This window comes from Tunturiibacter gelidiferens (genome assembly GCF_051013345.1).
Taxonomy (GTDB): domain Bacteria; phylum Acidobacteriota; class Terriglobia; order Terriglobales; family Acidobacteriaceae; genus Edaphobacter; species Edaphobacter gelidiferens_A.
In genome coordinates, this window is record NZ_CP132939.1 from 19,317 (window position 1) to 39,300 (window position 19,984).

The following is a 19,984-nucleotide window of genomic DNA, read 5'->3' on the forward strand; positions in this document are numbered from 1 at the left end:
CGGCGGCGGAGATGTCGGCAGGGACACGGGCGCTGGCTACACGCAGCCAATCGAGGAGGGTTGCGGCAGGAAGACCGGGGTTCCGATCTGCAGGTCTGCGGACCTGGGGTTGCGAAGATCCGGGAGGGTGCCGGTGAGGGCGACGATGGGGGCGTCGGAGGAGCCGGCAGGCGGCCAGCTGCAGCGAAGGTCCTCGAAGGAGTGGAAGTCGGCGGTGGCAACGCCGAGGCACTGAAGATCGATGTCCATGGGCTGAGCGGGCACGAAGTCTGCACGGCGGGCGTCGGTGAGGCGGAGGCGGGCTTGTACCTTGCTGTCGCTGACGGTTCCCTGGGCGTTGGCGGTAAAAACCATTTCGCCGCGAAGGCCAGCGTCGCGGCCAAGGAGGAGACGGCTGGCTCCTCCGAGCGGAGCGTTGCGCCATTCGCCGCGCAGGCTGATGGGGACCTGATCGAGCGAGGCGGCTCGGCCGAGAGTGCCTTCGAGCTCGAGGGTGCCGGTGTCGGAGACGTCGGTGTCGGTGCGGGCGGGACGGGCGGAGAGGCGGAGATGCCACTGCTGCGGGTCGGGCAGCCAGAGGGCGAAGTCGGCGTCGGTAAGGGAGATGGGAGACTTTTCGCGGTCGAGTTTAAGGTTGAGACGCGCCCCGGTGGCTTCGATGTAGGGGAACCGCGGCGCGGGACCAGCCTTTCTCTGGGCGGTGGGAGCGGCGGAGATGTGGGCGGCGTGGAGGAGGATGCTCTCGAGGTTCCACTTCCCTGCCGCGGTGTGGACGAGGTTGACGCTGGGTTCGGTGAAGCTGATGGTGGAGAACTCGACGCGGCGGCTCCAGAGGGAGCTGAGTCGAAGGGTGGCGCGGACGGAGTTGGCCCGGATGACGGGCTCGGAGCCGAAGGCTGGGTCTTCGTCTACGACAAAGTTTTCGAGCGTGAAGCCGGGGAGGGGGAGAAGGTTGAGGGAGACTCTGTCGAGGTGGACGGGGCGGCCCAGGCTGTCGCCGATGCTGGTGGCGATGCGGCGCTGATAGCGGTTGACGCTGATGTAGGGAGGCAGCAGGATGAGCAGGAGAACCACAAGTACAGCGATGGCGAGGTAGAGGAGACGACGCAGCGTGTGCGTGCTGAGGGACGGAGGAGTGTCTGCTTCCGCCGCTTCGCTGGTGTAGAGGGAGGGCTCGTAGGTGGGATCTGCTTCCTGCATGAACGATGGTCCGGCACGGTGAGTCAGGCCGCACCGGAATGACCTCTTATTTGATGAGATGGAGCGTGCGCTTCCAGCGTGTCTCGTCGAAGATGTGAAGGATGATGTGGCCCATGAAGCCCAGGCGCTCGCCTATGCTCTGCTTGTTGATCTGGTCGGCGGGGGTTTGGAAGGACCAGTAGACGAAGAGTGGGCGGCCTACGATGTTCTCGCGCGGGACGAAGCCCCAGTAGCGGCCGTCGAGGCTTTCGGTGCGGTTGTCGCCCATGGCGAAGACCTTGCCGGGAGGGACGACGAGGTCGCCGTCTTGAATGTGGCTGGGCAGCTCGTAGGCCCAGCTGGCGGTGACGTTGCCGTAATTGTCGGGGGGACGGCGGGAAAGTCGTCGCGGTAGGGATCGAAGGCGTGCTGGGGATCGCCGTCGGAGGAGGGCATACCGGCGTAGGGCTCGTTTTGCGCGACGCCGTTGAGGTAGACGATGCCGTTGCGGAGGTGGATGCGGTCGCCGGGGATGCCGATGGTTCGCTTGACGAGGAAGAGATCAGGCTCGCCGGGCTTGAAGAAGACGATGATGTCGCCGCGGCGGACGTCGCGATAGAAGGTGAAGGGGGCCCATTTTGCGGGGGAGCGAGGGAGATGCGGTCGACGAGGACGTGGTCGCCGATGAGCAGGGTCTGCACCATGGAGGCGGAGGGAATCTCGAAGTTCTGGAAGATAAAGGTCATCACAAAGAGACCGATGGCGAGGACGGTGCAGATGGAGGCGAGGGACTCGAGGGGAGTTTCGGCCTGCTCTTGCTGGGCAACGTCGAGGGTGGTGGCTTCGGTTGTGATGGTTTCGGGCAAGACTCGTCTCCACAGATACAGCTTTTAGTGTATCGCTGATGGAGGGCGTGAGGGAGAGAGATTCCTCTGCTGCGCGAAACCGGGTTTCAGGCCTCGGGCCAGCGCGTCGAGACAGGCCTTGTTCTACGGATTGAGCTAGATGCTGACTTCAATCACCGTGGAAGGGTCGACGGCCCCCAGATTTTTTGGCCGATGCCGTGAAGCTGGGTGTGGTGTTCGTGATGGTGGAGCCTCCCACGTCGCCCCCGGTGTCGGATCTGTTTTCATGTCTCCTAGACTTGATCCGGCGATTCCCCCGGTCCTCTGCGTAACGCTGTTGAAGCAGGCTAATGGATCTTCAACCGTAACAACTATGCCTCGCCGAGATGAGTCGCGACTTAACCAGATATGAAATTGCTTTCATTCAAAGAGAGTGGCTAGATAGCGGGCTAGAAGATCACCTTGAGCGAACTGGGATTGACGACTGCTTCCGGCAGCGGGGCCTACGAGCGCTCCGCCGGCGGAGCTAAGGCCTGCGCCACTCGCATTGAACAGCTGAATGCCTGTCTTGGGTGGTGTGGCGTAGTTCACTTGGTTGAGAACGTTGAAGAGTTCCGCGCGGAACTGGAGATTGAACGTGTCGGAGATGCGTGGAAGGTAAGTGTTCTTCACAAGAGAGGTATCGAGATCATTGAGGCGTGGGCCGATGATGGAGTTGGACCCGCGTTTCCGAGATGCGTGAGCCCATACGTCGGGTCGAAGGTTGGGAAGGCGAACGGGTCGGCGCTATGCAGGTTGAGTCCGCCTTGAAAGTTGGAGATTCCCCCAATATCGACTAACCCGACCGGAAGCCCGGGGGCGAAGCCGAGAGCGGTATCACCCGCAGCGGGGTTGCTAGCCGCAAGGTGGTGGGCGCATCGGAGAAGACGCGGCTATAACCAAACTTGAAGGAGTTGAGTAGCGCTGCAGGGAAGGTCCAGACTACGCCTGACGGAAAGCTGTATGAGAGAAAGACTCTCGAAATCGGGACATCGATTGAAGCAAAGATTCGCAGAGTGATGAGTGCTCGTCAACCTTCAAACTGCTTCAAGGAGCGATAAGCATTGATTCTGCAATCGTGCTTGTCCATCTTCCCGCTGCTTGGGATTAGACTTTAACCTTTTGTGTTGGCTTTAACCGGAAAAACAAGATTCCACAACTTCGCCGTCAACTACATTGGTGCCAGGGACTACTAAGTGATCGGGGCCGACTCAAGGCGTTGATTGCGATCAGTTCCTAGGCAGAATCTCGTAACGCAGACCTCTCAAATCCCCAATCACTGTGTCAATTTTTTCGTTTTGCGTTCGCTTGATCAAGCGGGCCAGACGATGCGCTTCGTGCACTGCGACGAACATTCCCGTTGATAGCGCTAAAACCCGCAAATAGGTTGGGTGCACGGCTGCCCGGCTCCGCACCTGCTGCTCGACGAACATCTATTGACTACTAAATCAGATAGGGGAAATGCCCGATTTTATTTGTTCACAGCAGTAACTGCCTCTGATTACTTCTTTGTACCTGAGTAACTCGTTGAAATCAGTTATATTTCGCATCCCAGACGCACGATACATCGGTGCACTGAATTACTGACGAAATGTTTTTTCTCTGCCCAGGCTTCAAAGATCTCGGTAGAGTTCTGTTTCCTTGATCGTTTCGTTGAAGCCTGTTGGAAGATGTACGAATTTCTTTCCGCCTCAGCGAACCAACAATTTCAACGACGCTAGAGGTGAATTCATGTTTCTATTTCTCTGTCTGACCATAACTGCCCTGTACGCCGTCGTTGCGTGTCACCTTTGGAGCTATCGAAGTAAATCGGCTACGCGCCTGCGCGGTGCTTTATTTCTGCTCTGTATGCTCGCGGCGGTGGCTCAATCCGGGTCCGGCCAAAGTGCGACTCCGGTGAATGTGCCTACGTGGCGATACGACAATACTCACGCTGGCGCGAATACGCAGGAGACACTGCTTACGCCGAGTAACGTAAGCGGGTCTTCCTTTGGTCTACTTTTTCGAGGTCGGTCGATGGGTACGTCTTTGCACAGCCCCTCTACATTAGCGGTCTGACGATGAGCGATGGATTGGTGCACAACGTTCTGTTTGTTGCGACAGAACATGATTCTGTTTACGCCTTCGATGCCGATTCCAACGCTGGCGCAGATGCGCAGCCACTGTGGCAGATTAGCTTGCTCAGCCCCACTTATGGCGCTGCATCAGGTGCAACTACGGTTCCAAGCGCGGATGTTGGTTCCACCGATATTTCTCCGGAGATAGGCATCACCAGTACTCCGGCCATCAACATCGCAGGCCACACAATGTACGTCGTCGCGAAGACGAAGGAGAGTGGCACGTATGTCCAGCGGCTGCATGCCATCAACATTCTTACTGGAGCAGAGCAGCCAAACAGCCCGACAGTTATTCAAGCGACAGTACCTGGCACAGGGAGCGGCAGTTCCGGGGGACTACTTGCGTTCAATCCGTTACGGCAGCTGAACCGGCCGGCGCTGACCTATTACAACGGGATCGTCTATGCCGCGTTCGGATCTCACGGAGACATCGGTACCTTTCACGGGTGGGTATTCGCATTCGATGGCGCGACCCTGGCGCAGACCGGGGTGATCTGTATGAGTTCCAATGGATTCGGTGCCGGCGTTTGGGGGCTGGTGCCGGCCTGCCAATTGACAATGGAGGCACAGCCGGACGGATGTTTTTAGTTACAGCGAATGGCACGAATTCGGCCTACCCACCGTTCAGTCCCGGATGAATCTCGGGGATAGTATCGTGGCGCTGAGCCTTGCGAATGGAAACTTAGCGGTTACCGATGCATTCACCTCTTTCAATCAGGCGCGCTTGTCGGGTTTAGATCTCGACCAGGGTTCCGGCGGGATCCTGATGCTTCCGGATCAGGCGGGGGCGAACGCGCACATCCTGATCCAGGCAGGAAAAGAAGGACGCCTTCTGGTCCTGAACCGAGATAATCTTGGCGGCTATCTCCCTGGAGGCACTTCGAACACGAACGCTTTACAGGACATCACCGGCGAGATTAAAGGCCTGTGGAGCACACCTGCCTATTGGAATGGAAATGTTTACATCTGGGGTAACGGTGACTCCGCCAAAGCATTCAGTCTCAATAGTGGCGTACTTACACCTGCCTACACCAGCACGAGTACTGTCACGACCGGCTTCCCAGGAGCCAGCTTTGTCGTATCTTCGAATGGCACTGCTAACGGAATAGCCTGGGCTGTAAAGACAGGTGGCGCTTCCGAGATACTGTATGCCTTCGATGCAACCAACCTGTCGACGATCCTGTATGAGAGCGATAAGCAGGCGCGCGATAATGCGGGACCTACCAACAAATTTGTAGTACCGGTTGTCACGAATGGGCGTGTTTACGTAGGTGCCGCATACCAGGTCGATGTCTTTGGATTACTCAATGGGGAATCTGTTGCCGTGGCGCCGACCTTCTCGCTGAAGGCTGGCACCTTCGAACCTCCGCAGCCCGTCTCTCTCAACACGAAAACACTTCCCGCGAATATCTACTACACCCTAGACCAATCTGTTCCTACGACTGGCTCCAATATCTACACCTCGCCGATAGCACTGACAGCGGCGACAACTATTAAAGCCATCGCAAGCGCAACCAACTATCTTCAGAGCTCGATAGCTTCTGCGACTTTCACCCTCCCGACGCAAACGCCGGCGCCAAACTTTACACCTGCTGCCGGAACCTATACCTCGTCTCAGCAAGTGGTGTTATCCGATGCAGACAGGTCGGCCACCATTTACTACACGCTGGATGGTTCTACGCCGACAACTTCCTCCTCCGTCTACACCTCTCCTATCACGGTGGCAACGAATACGACAATAAATGCTATGTCTTTCGATTCGACGCGAAAGAACAATGGCCTAGCCACGGCGGCCTATGTCCTCCAAGCCGGCGGCTCGAGCATAAACTTTGGCAGTGGCTTTGCCAGTGCTAACGGGCTCACATTCAACGGCTCTGCGATCACTGCGAGCGACGGCAGCCTGGAGCTTACGAATGGAGGTACTTACGAGGCTGGAAGTGCCTTTGGCCAACCGATCAACATTCAGGCTTTCACCACAGATTTCGCATTCCAGCAGCTCAACGCGATTGCAGACGGCTTCACTTTCACCATCCAGAATGCAGGCGCAACTGCGCTCGGAAGTAGCTCCGGCGCATTGGGCTATGGCAATCCTAAGGGTACAGGCATCCCGACGAGCGTCGCCGTCAAGTTTGATATTTACAACAACCAGGGGGAAGGCAATGACTCCACCGGCTTCTATACGAATGGCGCGCTTCCCGAGATGCCTGCGGTCGATATGACATCGAGTGGCGTCATTCTAAGAAGCGGCGACCCCATGCGGGCGCACCTGACCTACGACGGCACTACTCTCACTATGACATTGGCCGACCCGCTGGTGGGCAAGACATTTACCTACAGCCAGGCTATCAATATCCCACTGATTGTTGGAGGGAACACCGCATATGTAGGGTTCACGGGCGGCACGGGCGGATCGACCTCGACCCAAAAAATATTGACCTGGACCTACGCTCCTCAGCCGGGGACGTCTCCTACCGCGACCCCAGTTTTCAGTCCTGCAGGCGGCAACTATACGACAGCGCAGAGCGTTGTGCTCAGCGATTCCTCTACGGGTGCCGTGATTTATTACACGACCGACGGATCTTCACCGACGACTTCTTCTGCCGTATACAGCGGAGCTATCACAGTAAGTAACGGAACAACAACCATCAAGGCAATCGCTGTAGCTTCCAGCACTCCACAGAGTGCAGTAGGTCAAGCCACCTATGTAATAAGTTCTCTCGCAGCGGCACCTGTCTTTAGTCCTGCTGCCGGTAGTTATTCTTCCCCAACTAGCGTAAGCATAAGTGACACCACAAGCGGAGCCGTTATTTATTACACGACAGATGGCACCACTCCAACTACAGCTTCTACCGTGTACGGCCGCCCGATCGTAGTCGGCACAGGCACCACCACGCTCAAGGCTTTGGCGGTCGCTGCAGGTGCGTCGCAGAGTTCAGTCAGTTCAGCTACCTATTCCGTTTCAGCACCTGCTACGGCAGCGCCAGTATTCTCACCTGCGCCAGGCAGTTATGCGACAGCGCAAAGCGTTACACTTTCAGACTCCAGCGCGGGCAGCACCATCTACTACACGACGGACGGCACCCCACCGACGACCAGTTCTTCGGTCTACAACTCGCCCATCCAGGTTAAGTCGACAGAGGTCCTTCATGCGATGGCAGTCGCGCCGGGCTTGTCAGCGAGTGGTGTTTCGGTTGGCGGATATACGATCCAGACAACCCCTCTAGCAATCAATTTCCCGAGCGGTTTCGCTGGGGCAGGAAGCAGTTTCGCTTTGAATGGAGTGGGAGTCCTCAATGGCTCGATGTTACAGATCGCGAAGGCAGGCGTGACCTATTCGCAGAGTGCGATATGGTTTGCGACACCTGTCAGTATTGCGACATTTACGACTGACTTTGATTTCCAAATCCTAAACGGCGTTGCCGATGGTTTCACTTTCGCCGTCCAGAACCAGGGTCTTTCGGCTATGGGACCGTCAGGAAGCGGCCTCGGCTACGGTGCTACTAAGCCAGGCGGGCCGGTTGGAATCGGCAAGAGTCTCGCCGTCAAGTTTGATATTTACAGCAACAATGGCGAAGGCACAGATTCAACGGGATTCTACACAAATGGGTCATCGCCGACGATACCGGCGATCAATCTTGCTCCTTCGATTGTCTTGAAGAGCGGACATACTCTCCATGCTCACGTTACTTACGACGGAACGACACTTACACTGCTGCTTACCGACCAGAGCACGTCGGCCAGCTTTACCACCACGTATAACGTAGACCTGAGCAGCGTCGTTGGTAGCCCGACCGCCTATGTGGGCTTTACCGGCGGGACTGGTGGTTCCACCATGAACGCTAATATCCTCGACTGGACGTACCAGAATTAGCAAAAGGACCTTCAATACGGGTGGCGTAGCTTCAAACGATTTTCACCTGGATGGCCACGATCGTCATATCGTCATCCAAGTCATCGGGCGACCCTCGAGCGGACCAGCGTGACAGTTCCTCGAGCAGGCGATCGGCGAATTGATCTGCCGAGGTGCTGTCATCAATCTCCAGAAATTGCTTGAAGCGGTCAGTGGCAAACTCGACTCCCTCAGGGTTCGCCGTTTCCGGAATCCCGTCGGTGTAGAGCAAAATTCGATCGCCAGCCCTTAAAGGTAATTCTCTCGAAGAGTAAGTTGCGAACGAGAATTTTCCAAGAAACAACCCATTTTCTTCAACACTGCGCAAGCCTTCGGGTCCACCCCACAAAAGTAGAGGCGGGTGACCGGCGCCGGAGTAAGTCAGCGTTCGTTTCTGCATATCAACAAATAGGTATGCCGCCGTGACGAAATGGTGTTCGAACTTCCCGCATAGAGCCTGATTCAGACCCAATAGTACCCGCGCCGGATCGGAAGCGTGGCCGACCTCGGATGACAGTGCGATCTTAAGCATCGAAGCGATAAGCGCGGCGGGCATCCCATGTCCCGATACATCGGCTACAAGAATGCCGATGTGTTTCTCATCTACCGCGATGAAGTCGTAAAAATCGCCGGCGACGGAGGTCATGGGGATGTAGCGCGCAGCAATATCGAGACCTTCAATTTTTGGGATCGTGGATGGGAGAATCGACAATTGAATCTTCCGCGCTGTATCCAGCTCTTTTTGGATCGTGAGCAACTGCTGGGCGAGCTGTTCACGAATTCCACGAAGCACGAGGTGAGTTTGCACGCGCGCCTTTACAATCGCGGGCGAAAACGGTTTATGGATGTAGTCCACTGCGCCGACATCAAAGCCCTTAGTCTCCTCCTCAACTTCTGTCTGTCCAGTAAGAAATATGACGGGAATGTCACGCGTTTCCGAAGCCAGTTTCAGTCGTCTGCATACTTCGTACCCGTCCATCTCTGGCATCACGACGTCCAGCAGAATCAGGTCTGGCGGAGGCGTAGCTTTTGCGAGTTCCAGGGCTTTTGCGCCGTTGGTTGCGACGCGAATTTTGTAGATGTCCTTCAGGATTGCATTCACGATTTGGATATTGGCCGGAGCGTCGTCCACCAACAGCACTGTCTTCTTTTGATCGGTCTGGTTCATTTATTGTCCCCATTTCGTGTGCAGCGTTCAGCTATCTCTTCCAGTTTCGCTAGTGCTGAATCAAAATCGAAGCCGTTGATTGATTCACTCAGAGCGTCCAGATAGGGCTCCTCGACAACCCCTGCCACTGCGTCTTGCAAACTGAGAAACGACGCTTCGGTGTCGCCGTCGCTTGCTTCGAGCAATCTCCGAAGCTGGGCAATCGCTGCCGATGCCGTCTCTTCATCAAAGGGCGAGGTCTGCTGGGTCTTCTGCCGTGCAGTTGTTGAATCGCGTAGTGCCGTCTCAATAGCTTGAACCTGAGTGCCCATCACTCTCGCAAACTCGTCGAGCAATGCAGAGACAGTTTCCTCACTGCCATGGAGTGCCTTCTCCAATTTCTGGGCCACGGACTGCACGTCGGTGATTCCGAGGTTTCCGGCAACACCCTTGACTGTATGGGCAATGCGTTCAGCGAGGTTAAGATCGCGACTTTCGAGCGCAGTTGAAATTTGGGCGGCCGCGTCGCCTTGTTTAGCGGCAAATTGCCCCAGCAGGTCGCGGTATAGCCGCCTGTTCCCGGCGACGCGGTTAAGGCCATCCGCGACTTTGATCCCTGGGATTTCTGGCAAAACTACTTCGTTAGAAGCTTTCAAAGTGACGATCGGTGTTTGGAAATCGAGGACCTGTTTGGGTCTGGGCTTGGCCCATCGGAGCAAAGTCGTAAACAGATTATCGGGATCAATCGGTTTCGACACGTGATCATTCATGCCCGCATCAAGACAACGTTGGCGCTCTTCGACCAAGGCGTGCGCCGTCATCGCAATGATTGGGAAGTTCCGCAAACGCGGATCGCTTCGTAGTAGCTTTGTTGCCGTAAACCCATCCATCTCGGGCATCTGCAGGTCCATGAACACGACATCGAACTCCGGAGCGTGGTCTCCAGCGGTGAGGATCTTCACGGCTTCCCCACCGTGGTTGGCCACGGTTACGATTGCTCCGGCGCTCTCAAGAAGTTCAGTCGCAACCTGCTGGTTCATCTCGTTGTCTTCGACCAGCAGCACACGGATTCCGGTGGCATCATGCACGGTCGTCTTCTCTTCCCTCTCGCTGGAACGGTGGTCATCTATTCCCGCAATGCCGAACAGATCCATCAGAGTGTCATAGAGCAAGGATTGATTGATCGGCTTCAACAAGTAACTTTCGATACCAATCTCCCCCGCCTGGGTTCTGATTTCATCTCGTCCGAAGGCAGTAACCATAACAATCTTCGGAATATTTTGCAGGCGGTCGTTACGTTTGATGATGCGGCTGGCCTGAAGACCGTCCAATCCCGGCATGTGCCAATCCATCAGAACTAGACGATAAGGATCCGTCGAGTCCGCTGCGGCTATTTCGCGCACTGCGTCTTCACCTGACGAAACGGAATCTGCCCGAAGTGCGAATACACGGAGTGCCTCCGTGAGGATCTCGCGTGCCTGTGCATTATCGTCCACTACCAGCGCTCGGATGCCGGCAAGATCGGCAATCAAGCGTTTGCGTTTGTCTTCCGAGCCAATTCCAAACCAGATTGTGAAATGGAAGGTGCTGCCCAAGCCCGGTTCACTCTCGGCCCAGATAGACCCATCCATCATTTCAACCAGTCGCTTGGAGATCGAAAGGCCAAGCCCGGTGCCACCATACTTTCTCGTCGTCGAACTGTCGGCCTGCGCGAATGCCTGGAACAGCCTGGAACTCTGCTCTGGTGTCATCCCGATACCGCTGTCGCGGACTGAGAACCTCACCTTGACCCGCTCTGATAGCTGTTCTTCGAGCGTAACTGTTACCAGCACCTCGCCACGCTCGGTAAATTTGACCGCGTTGTTCACTAAGTTGATCAGGATTTGTCCGAGGCGCAGTGGGTCACCAATCAAGTTATGCGGGATGTCATGCTGCGAAGAGATCAGGAACTCAAGGTTTTTGTCTTGCGCTTTTTGACTGACGATTGTCGATAGATTGTCAAGAACGTCTTCAAGCCGGAAGTTTATTTTTTCAATATCAAGCTTGCCCGCTTCGATCTTGGAGAAGTCCAGGATGTCGTTAATGATTCCAAGCAACGAGTGTGCTGCGAACTTCACCTTAGTCAGGTAATCTGTCTGTTTCGGGGAGAGCTCGGTCCTTAGAGCGAGGTGCGTCATCCCGATGATGGCATTCATCGGGGTACGGATCTCGTGGCTCATGTTGGCCAGGAAAGCCGATTTGGCTGTGGTGGCGGCTTCGGCTGCTTCCTTGGCGACCGCAAGGTCAGCAGCCTGCAACTGGGTTTGCTCAAGCAGCTTTTTGGTAACGAGCTTACTGGCCAGGATCTTTGTATTGAGGGCAACCGTTGGTAAGAGCGCGTCCAGGAGCGCCTGCTGATTTTCCGATACAGGGGCCGAAGGCGCCAGCTCGATGACAGCTAGCACGTCACCCTGATTCATAACGGGGACAAAAAGAACGCATGCGGGCGTTACAGCACCTGCACCTGTATTGACTTGGAGAGGTTCGTCGGCCCCAGAGGCGATCCGAAGACTGCGCTTCTCAGCTGCCGCCTGTCCAACGAGGGCTTCACCGAGAGCAAATTCTCGCGGTTCTGTCGAGGCTTCTGTCGCGAAGGCCCCGACACGAGAGAAGAGCGTGTGATTTTCGTTGGCCAGGTAGAACGCACCGTACAGCAGATTTAGCGTCACTGAGATTCGCGACAGCAGGACGGTGCCGAATGCCTCAAAATTCTCTGTCGACTGAAGCCGCTCTGTCGTAGTCGCGACCTCCGCTTTGATCCAGCCCAGGATTTTCTGTTCACGGGCAGCGATCTGCAAGGTATTTAGCGCACGGCTCATCTCTCCAATTTCATTGGGCCGATCGAGATTCGCCACGGGCAGGTCCAATCGTCCTTCTGCTACGTCCAGGATTCGGGTTCGGAACGACAATACGACTTTTACAACTTCAATCTGCACGATGGAGAGGGCGATCGTGAAAGATGCAGCAAGACCGAGAATGATCACGACCCACGTAATCAGAATTGTGAGGTGAGTTTTATCGGTGAGTTCATTCGACCGTTGGTCAACCGTTGCGTGAACTTCATCGGCCAAATCAGCTAACGCTTGTCGACCCTTGCGAAACTCCGGATCGAATACCTCCCGTGTCAGTTTGATCGCTTTGTCATTGTCGCCGTTCAGGGCTGCAGCCCGAATAGGACCGGATTCCGACACACCTTGGTCGAAGAAGGTCGTAGCGGCATCGATCTTCTGCGTGGCGTTCGGGTCTTCTGCAACGGCCGACGTGACCAGCGAGTGAAATTCCGCAGCTGTCCTTTCAAGATCCGCGTCGACGGCCCGCTTTCTATCAACGTCAGGTTCAGCAATCTCTTGATAGATTAGCTGGGCGAATCGGTTGCTCAATCCTCGCGCGACTGTCACGTTGTGAAGTGTCTTGAAATCAGACGCGATCAGATCGCTATAGCGGGTGTCGATAATCTTCATCTCGATCGACGCGTACAACGCTGCCACAATTACCATGATCGCCAACGGGAGCAGAGCTACGAATATCTTGGTCCGGATTTTGAAATTCGATAGGAGACCCATAATTTCCACCTGCTCCGGGAAATGGCCAATTGTAACTGTCGAAGCTGAGCATGGCACGGACTTCGATAAACGGGCTGGAACTGCGCGGGTAGGCGCGACGGGAACTGGGATGAACGACGCGGTCTAACCCACTGACATGTGCAAGCGTGGATTGCGACGACTGAAACGAGCGAACAAGTATCTGTGTTCCCTTCGAGAAGGGACAGACGGCTCCGGCGAACGCACTACGGCGGCTCACGATGTACAATTCGAGGCAATTGTCTGCGACTAATCCAATCGATCGAATTTCGATAGGAGACCGGGCAAGCTGAAGTTTCTCTAGGACGTCATACTGCGCACCTATGTTCGGCGTGACCCACCTAGTAAATACCAGCAGCCGAGCGGGTTGGCCGCAGATGCCGGCGATTTCAGACTGGTTATGCGTAGTTATGGGCCCAAGGAGTCGGTGACCAGGGGAGTAGTCCGTTCCCGGAAACGAAGGCCACCTCAGTGTGGGTAATTTATCTAGGGCAAACGACCGCTTCGTCGAAGTGCAGCTCTCCAGGTTCCTAACGACCGCAAAGAAGAGAGTAAGCGATGAACATGGAACAGGTACGAGTTACTAAAGCGCCGTCTGGGCGAAGGCCCGCAGTTCATTCGCGGGCAGAAATTGTTAACAGAAGACTACGGACAAACTAGAACCTAGAGGATCATCTTGTTTCGGCAGCGCCGAAGGAGGGTCGATGACAAAGGAACAGCGCAGACTGAATGAAACCCGCAGGAAGGAACACGCTTGGAAGAAGTGGGGTCCCTATCTGAGTGAACGGCAGTGGGGGACGGTACGCGAGGATTATAGCGAAGACGGAAACGCGTGGGATTACTTTACACACGATCAGGCGCGATCGCGGGCTTATCGGTGGGGTGAGGACGGGATCGCAGGCATCTCCGACGATCACCAGGTTCTCTGTTTCGCGTTGGGTCTCTGGAACGGCAAGGATCCTATCCTTAAGGAACGGCTGTTCGGGCTGACCAACAGCGAAGGCAATCACGGCGAGGACGTGAAGGAATACTACTTCTACCTGGACAGCACGCCTACGCACTCGTATATGAAGTACCTCTACAAGTACCCGCAGGCGGCGTATCCGTATACGGACCTCATCGAGACAAACCGTCAGCGCGGTCGCCAAGCGCTGGAGTATGAGTTGTTGGACACAGGCATTTTCAACGAAGACCGATACTTCGATGTGTTTGTTGAATACGCCAAGGCCGGACCGGACGACCTGGGCATACGAATCAGCATCGCCAACCGCGGACCTGAAGAGGCCACGCTGCATCTTTTGCCGACGCTTTGGTTTCGGAATACGTGGTCTTGGGAAGGGGCGCTGCCAAGCCGATTCTGTCAGCGGGGCAGATGGAGGGTGTGAGCGTAATTGCGGCTCACCATACCGATCCGCTGTTCCAGGAGTCGTTGGACGATTACAGCCTCTATTGCGAGGGAGAGCCACCCCTATTGTTCACCGAGAACGAGACCAACAACGCAAGACTCTTCAGTGGTGAAAATGCGTCGCCTTATGTCAAGGACGGCATCAACGATTTCGTCGTAAGCGGCGATACTCGGGCAGTAAACCCAGCGGCGCAAGGGACCAAAGCGTCTCCACATTACATCCTTAATATCAGTTCCGGCGAAACTCGAATTGTGCGCTTGCGTTTGTCGCGGCCCCTTCCGAGCAAGGCCGAAAGTCCTTTCAAGGCGTTCGATGAGGTCTTCACCGACCGCAGGCAAGAGGCCGATGAATTCTATGACTCGATAATCCCGCCCTCAGTCAAAGCCGATCCGGATCGTGCCCTTGTGATGCGACAGGCGCTGTCTGGCATGCTCTGGAGCAAGCAGTACTTTTACTACGATCTCAACAAGTGGCTGAAGGAACATCATGTCGGCGCATGGTCTAGTCCCGAGGCGCGCAAGAAGGTGCGCAACAGCGAGTGGTTCCACATGGAAAATGACGACATCATTTCGATGCCGGATAAGTGGGAGTACCCGTGGTACGCAGCGTGGGATCTTGCATTTCACATGTTGGCTTTCCAGTCAGTGGACTCTGATTTTTCGAAGTCGCAACTGGATCTGATGCTGCGCAATGATTATCTTCACCCCAATGGGCAATTACCGGCCTACGAGTGGAACTTCGGCGATGTGAATCCTCCGGTGCACGCGTACGCCACCATGCAGATTTACCTGACAGACAAGGAGCGAAACAACGGTAAGGGAGATCACGAGTTTCTCATTTATGCATTCTCCAAACTCCTGATCAACTTCACCTGGTGGCTCAACCGCAAGGACCGTACAGGAAACAATGTGTTTGAAGGCGGTTTCCTGGGGCTAGACAACATAGGCGTGTTCGATCGCAGCTCGCCACTCCCTACGGGAGGGTATCTGGAACAGGCTGACGGGACCGCGTGGATGGTGTTCTTCAGCCAGCAGATGCTGCGCATTGCCGTTGAACTCGCGCTGTTTAACCCCTTTATGAGGAATTTGTGATCAAGTTCTTCGAACACACCATGTGGATCTCCGGGGCGATGGACCGAATGGGCGAACATCATGACAAGATGTGGGACGAAGAGGATGGATTCTTCTACGACGTGCTCCGTTTGCAGGACGGCCAGGCTTTCCGTTTGAAGGTGCGGTCTATGGTCGGCCTTCTGCCTCTGGCGGCGGTCGTGATCTTTGAGGAAGACGTACTTGAAAAATTGCCGGCGTCCCGGAAACGCATTCGGGAGTTCATGCAACGCCATCCCGAGCTTGCGGCAAACCTCCACATGCCGGCCACACCAGGTTTGGCGGGCAGACGGATGCTCGCCACCGTGAACGAGGAGAAGTTGCGCCGTATCCTGGCGAGAATGCTCGACGAGAACGAGTTCTTCGGCCCGCATGGCATCCGCGCTCTCTCGCGCTGCCATCTCGATCATCCTTTCGTTTTCGAAGTCGGCGGCCAGGAGTATCGCGTGTCCTATCTGCCGGGTGACTCTGACAGCGGCATGTTCGGAGGAAACTCTAACTGGAGAGGGCCGGTCTGGATGCCCGTTAACTTCCTGCTCTACCTCTCACTCCTCCGGCTGGGTGCTTACTACGGCGACACGTTCAAGGTGGAGTGCCCGACGGGCTCCGGTAAACTGCTGACCTTGTTTCAGGTCGCGCACGAGTTGGCAGAGCGGCTCATCGGAACCTTTGTTCGGGACGAGTCGAGGCGCCGTCCGGTGTTTGGCGGGACGGAGAAGTTCCAGACCGACCCACTCTGGGGAGACAACATTCTTTTCTACGAGTACTTCCACGGCGATAGCGGCGCTGGTATCGGCGCCAGCCATCAAACCGGGTGGACGGGCTGCATTGCAAGGATTATCCAGTCAAACGGCCGCTTCACCGAAGACATGCTCGGCGAGAAGGGTGTCGAGCGCCTTGCCATCCTAATGGGACAGGAGCAGAGTGACTCAGACGAGCGATGATGCCACTTCCTTTTATTGGGGCAACTAAACTTGTTGGGCGCGGCGAAGTTAAATATCCCTTTAGCAACTCCGCGCCATGCGAGCGAGATCCTTAGTTGGGTAGTCTCGTAAAAAGGACCACGACAGAATGAGATGCAAGGGAATACTTGAGACCCGGTACAGTTTCAGCCGCATTCCATTCAACGATGTCCGCTGGTGAATCAAGACTCGTATCGATCCAGCGCCGCCAAGGATTCTGGGGCCATAGATCCATAAACGGCAACTCAAACTCCAGAGCCTCCCAGTAGCTATTGAAAGCGAGATAAAACATCAATTTCTCTTTGGGGATCTCGGCGCTGAATGCCAGGCTATGCGACGACGGGCTCCAGTCAGGCTGTCCAACCTTGACTCCGTGCCAGGTCTTATTAGCCTCAAACAGAAATTGTTCCAGGTTTTTGCGATCAAGTTCCGCTTCGATATCCCTGAGAAGCCGCCGGGATATGAGCAATTTCAGAAATCGATGGATCTCCGCGTGTTTTTCGACTAATCCCCAATCAAACCAGCTGATTTCGTTGTCCTGGCTGTAGGCGTTGTTGTTGCCTCTTTGTGTGCGTCGCACTTCATCCCCCATTAGAACCATGGGTACACCTAGCGCGAGCAGGGTCACCGTCAAAAGTTCTTCACCTGTTTGTTGCGCAGCCTTTCGATAGCGGGATCGCCCGTCGGGCCCTCGGCGCCGCAATTCCAACTTCGATTGTCGTCGCCTCCGTCGCGGTTAGCTTCACCGTTCGCCTCGTTGTATTTGCGTTCATACGAGACTAAATCGTTCAGAGTGAATCCATCGTGGCACGTGACAAAGTTCACGCTCTGCTCTGCCTCCCGCTTCTTATGACCGTAGACTTCCGGGCTGCCAAGAAAGCGATCCGCCAGGCGAGTAACTGTGCCGTCCTCAGATCGGAAGAAACTTCGAATGTCATCTCGAAACCTTCCATTCCATTCCTTCCAACTGTCGCCGATAAAACTGCCGACCTGATATAGCCCAGCCGCGTCCCACGCCTCGGCTATAAACTTGGTTCCTGCCAGCGCCGGATCAGTTTCTATATCCCACAACACAGGGGGATTTGCCATAGGTTGACCGGACGAGTCGCGAGTAAGGATGGAGGCCAGGTCGAAACGAAAGCCATCGACGTGCATCTCTTCAACCCAGTAGCGCAGGCTATCAACGATCATGCGCCGCACGATTGGGTGATTCCCATTCAACGTGTTGCCAGTTCCGGTGTAATTCGCATAGCGAGAGCGGTCTTCCAGAATGTAATAGGCGTTGTTATCCAACCCACGAAAGCTCAGAGTCGGTCCGCTCTCGTCACCTTCAGAGGTGTGGTTGTACACGACATCGAGAATTACTTCGATCCCGGAACGATGGAGAGCCTTGACCATATCCCGAAATTCATCCACTGGCCCGAGACGATCTTGCCGTGAACTGTACGCGCGATGTGGCGCAAAAAAAGATACCGGTTGATATCCCCAATAGTTCACGTGACCTGGTGGGCAGTCTTGGGTGTCGAACTGAAAGATCGGTAGTAGTTCGACTGCTGTGATCCCCAAGTCTCGCAGATAGGGTATTTTCTCGATGAGGCCCGCGAACGTGCCACGGGTGTTAGCTGGTAATCCGGAGTTGGGGTGGCGGGTGAACCCACCTAAATGCATCTCGTAAATCACAGTTTGCGAGGACGGCCGGTGCAATGGCTCGTCGCCTTCCCAGTCGTAGGCATAACCGCCTACGACAACGCTTTTCATCGACGTCGCGGCATTGTCTCCTTTATGGCGGCCGGACTGGCGGCTATAACCGGCAGGAATGACCACTTCGCGCCCATACGGGTCTAAGAGCACTTTGGACGCGTCGAAACGCAGCCCTTGCGATGGGTCGAAAGGGCCATGAGCACGATATCCGTACAGTTGTCCTGGTCGCAATCCGGGTACGAATACGTGCCAGTAGTGGTACGTGCGGTTGGCCGAGGGATCGAGGCAGAGGATTCGGGAGGAGGCCCATCTTCGCTGTCGAAAAGCAGTAGATCAAGTTGCGTCGATTTCCGGGAGTACAGGCTGAAGTTGACGCCACCTTGCACCACAGTAGCGCCTAACGGGGCACTGTGTCCCGTTGGAGACAAAGGCTTCGAAGATCCGATTTGCATCATGCACCTTCCTGACTTCATTGCAAAGGTCGTCAGTCAGCATTTTGCGCAACTTAGGAGACTCCATCGACGACTGTTCACGATCGGCAATGATACATCTCTCATATTTCCTCCGCTCAGCGATATTCCTCTGCGGATCTCAGACCGATTCACCTTGTATTTTTGGATCTCATAACAAAGCAATGTGGATTCGGATCTAGCAATACTGCTAGTCGTACCGTTGATTGAGATGAGGTATAAAGCGGGGAACAACATATCGGCGAGAGCGCGGGCAAGTCCCGCGGGGAGAAAACGATGGGAGCGCGACCTATGGTTCGGAGCTTTCCCTTACACACGGACAAGCTGGATAGGTTCTTTTGCCCAGTTGGTCGAAGCCGCTGCTTTGACGCCTTCTCGATTGTGATGGGTATGTGCCTACTGCTGGCCGCCGTGGGTTGCGCGGAGAAGGAAGCTCCCCCGCGCCGAAGCCCCCGAGGTTGAAGTGAGTGACGTTGTGGAGCGGGACGTTCCTATCTACCAGGAGTGGGTGGCGCAGCTGAACGGCCAGGTCAATGCGGATATTACGCCGAAAGTGCAAGGATACCTGCTGAAGCGTGACTATTCGGAAGGTTTTTGTCCACAGAGGGCAACTACTCTATGAGATCGACCCTCGTCCTTTTGTCGCCAGTCTCGACCAGGCGAAGGCACAGGTAGCGGTCACCGTGGCGCAGGAAAGCGAAGCGGAAAACAATGTCACGCGAGACCGCCCGCTCGCTGAACAGCACGCCATTCCGCAAAAGCAACTGGACACTGACATATCTAACCTGGCGGCGGCGACGGCGCAGGTCAATGCCGCGAAGGCAAGCATGGTCCAGGCCGAGTTAAATCTGTCCTGGACCAAGGTCTTGTCTCCCATCGATGGCCTGGCCGGCGTCTCGAATTCGAACGTTGGCGACCTGGTGGGCACTGCAACCAAGATGACGACTGTCTCCCAGGTGAATCCGATCCGGGCATATTTCAACATCAGCGAGAGCGACTACCTCGGCAAAGCACAGGCGATCGCGCGGATGGTCCGGGGGGTAGGGCGCAAGGAAAACCTCTTCCAATCGAGTTCATACAGACGAACGGGACCACTTTTCCGGCAAAGGGCAAGATCGTTCTGGTAAATCGAGAGATAGCCTCGCAGACCGGCACGATCCAGATTGCGGCAGAGTTTCCTAATAAGGACGGCATCCTGCGCCCGGGCGGCTTTGGCAACATTCGTATTGAAACCGGAACAACCGAGCATGCATTGCTGGTCCCACAGCCGGCTGTTATTGAAGTCCAGTCGATGTATCAAGTTGTCGTCGTCAGTCCGGAGAACAAAGCAATGTTTCGGCCGGTCAAGGTCGGAGAGCGAGTGGGACCGAATTGGATCGTCACCGAGGGGTTGAAACCGGGAGAGAAGATCATTGTCCAGGGCTTCATGAAGGTCCGCCAAGGTACACCGGTTACCCCCAAGCCATACATCGTTGCGTCTGAGGCTGAGGGCAACTGACC

At 55.6% G+C, this 19,984-nt stretch carries 13 protein-coding genes and 2 pseudogenes; 7 read left to right on the top strand and 8 right to left on the bottom strand.

From position 1 onward, the window contains the following. Positions 1–36 precede the first annotated feature (36 nt). The 3 genes and pseudogenes from RBB80_RS00135 to RBB80_RS00145 form a co-directional block, all read right to left on the bottom strand. Positions 37–1,200, bottom strand: a complete 1,164-nt coding sequence (locus tag RBB80_RS00135; protein WP_433966372.1) for an AsmA family protein — start codon at positions 1,198–1,200, stop codon at positions 37–39. Positions 1,201–1,246: 46 nt separating this feature from the next. Beyond that, positions 1,247–2,045 (bottom strand): annotated as a pseudogene (gene lepB, locus RBB80_RS00140) (signal peptidase I). Positions 2,046–2,444: 399 nt separating this feature from the next. Then, entirely contained in the window at positions 2,445–2,696 is a 252-nt protein-coding gene (locus RBB80_RS00145; RefSeq protein ID WP_433966373.1) for a hypothetical protein, read from the bottom strand. 1,427 nt (positions 2,697–4,123) lie between these two features. On the opposite strand from RBB80_RS00145, the gene RBB80_RS00150 reads away from it, so the two are divergent. Further along, on the top strand, positions 4,124–4,768 hold the full coding sequence (locus RBB80_RS00150; protein WP_433966374.1) for a hypothetical protein: 645 nt from the start codon (positions 4,124–4,126) through the stop codon (positions 4,766–4,768). Positions 4,769–4,835: 67 nt separating this feature from the next. Beyond that, on the top strand, positions 4,836–8,051 hold the full coding sequence (locus RBB80_RS00155) for a chitobiase/beta-hexosaminidase C-terminal domain-containing protein (RefSeq protein WP_433966375.1): 3,216 nt from the start codon (positions 4,836–4,838) through the stop codon (positions 8,049–8,051). Between the two features lie 31 nt (positions 8,052–8,082). On the opposite strand, the gene RBB80_RS00160 is transcribed toward RBB80_RS00155, so the two are convergent. Together RBB80_RS00160 and RBB80_RS00165 are read right to left on the bottom strand one after the other, a co-directional pair. Next, on the bottom strand, positions 8,083–9,237 hold the full coding sequence (locus RBB80_RS00160) for a PP2C family protein-serine/threonine phosphatase (RefSeq protein ID WP_433966376.1): 1,155 nt from the start codon (positions 9,235–9,237) through the stop codon (positions 8,083–8,085). Beyond that, complete coding sequence (locus tag RBB80_RS00165; RefSeq protein ID WP_433966377.1) at positions 9,234–12,818, bottom strand: response regulator; 3,585 nt, start codon at positions 12,816–12,818, stop codon at positions 9,234–9,236. Before RBB80_RS00165 ends, RBB80_RS00160 begins: the two co-directional genes overlap by 4 nt. Positions 12,819–13,540: 722 nt before the next feature. Here RBB80_RS00165 and RBB80_RS00170 point away from each other — a divergent pair. From RBB80_RS00170 to RBB80_RS00180, 3 genes are read left to right on the top strand one after another with little or no spacing between them, the layout of a single operon-like run. Beyond that, entirely contained in the window at positions 13,541–14,221 is a 681-nt protein-coding gene (locus RBB80_RS00170; protein ID WP_433966378.1) for a hypothetical protein, read from the top strand. Then, on the top strand, positions 14,218–15,333 hold the full coding sequence (locus RBB80_RS00175; protein WP_433966379.1) for an MGH1-like glycoside hydrolase domain-containing protein: 1,116 nt from the start codon (positions 14,218–14,220) through the stop codon (positions 15,331–15,333). The genes RBB80_RS00170 and RBB80_RS00175 overlap by 4 nt, the downstream gene beginning before the upstream one ends. Further along, positions 15,330–16,295 carry an MGH1-like glycoside hydrolase domain-containing protein gene (locus RBB80_RS00180; RefSeq protein ID WP_433966380.1) on the top strand — a complete coding sequence of 322 codons (966 nt, stop codon included), beginning with the start codon at positions 15,330–15,332 and terminating at the stop codon, positions 16,293–16,295. Before RBB80_RS00175 ends, RBB80_RS00180 begins: the two co-directional genes overlap by 4 nt. Before the next feature lie 91 nt (positions 16,296–16,386). On the opposite strand, the gene RBB80_RS00185 is transcribed toward RBB80_RS00180, so the two are convergent. From RBB80_RS00185 to RBB80_RS00195, 3 genes and pseudogenes are all read right to left on the bottom strand, one after another. Continuing rightward, positions 16,387–16,941: a hypothetical protein gene (locus RBB80_RS00185; RefSeq protein WP_433970021.1), complete on the bottom strand. Its 555-nt coding sequence runs from the start codon at positions 16,939–16,941 to the stop codon at positions 16,387–16,389. Positions 16,942–16,943: 2 nt separating this feature from the next. Beyond that, positions 16,944–18,164: a glycogen debranching protein gene (locus tag RBB80_RS00190; protein ID WP_433970023.1), complete on the bottom strand. Its 1,221-nt coding sequence runs from the start codon at positions 18,162–18,164 to the stop codon at positions 16,944–16,946. A 36-nt stretch (positions 18,165–18,200) separates the two neighbouring features. Beyond that, a pseudogene (locus RBB80_RS00195) lies at positions 18,201–18,245 on the bottom strand (hypothetical protein); the annotation flags it as partial. Between the two features lie 814 nt (positions 18,246–19,059). Between RBB80_RS00195 and RBB80_RS00200 the strand changes: the two are divergent. Both RBB80_RS00200 and RBB80_RS00205 read left to right on the top strand, forming a co-directional pair. Beyond that, positions 19,060–19,611, top strand: a complete 552-nt coding sequence (locus RBB80_RS00200; protein ID WP_433966381.1) for an efflux RND transporter periplasmic adaptor subunit — start codon at positions 19,060–19,062, stop codon at positions 19,609–19,611. After that, entirely contained in the window at positions 19,599–19,982 is a 384-nt protein-coding gene (locus RBB80_RS00205; protein ID WP_433970024.1) for an efflux RND transporter periplasmic adaptor subunit, read from the top strand. The genes RBB80_RS00200 and RBB80_RS00205 overlap by 13 nt, the downstream gene beginning before the upstream one ends. The last annotated feature ends 2 nt before the right edge of the window (positions 19,983–19,984 follow it).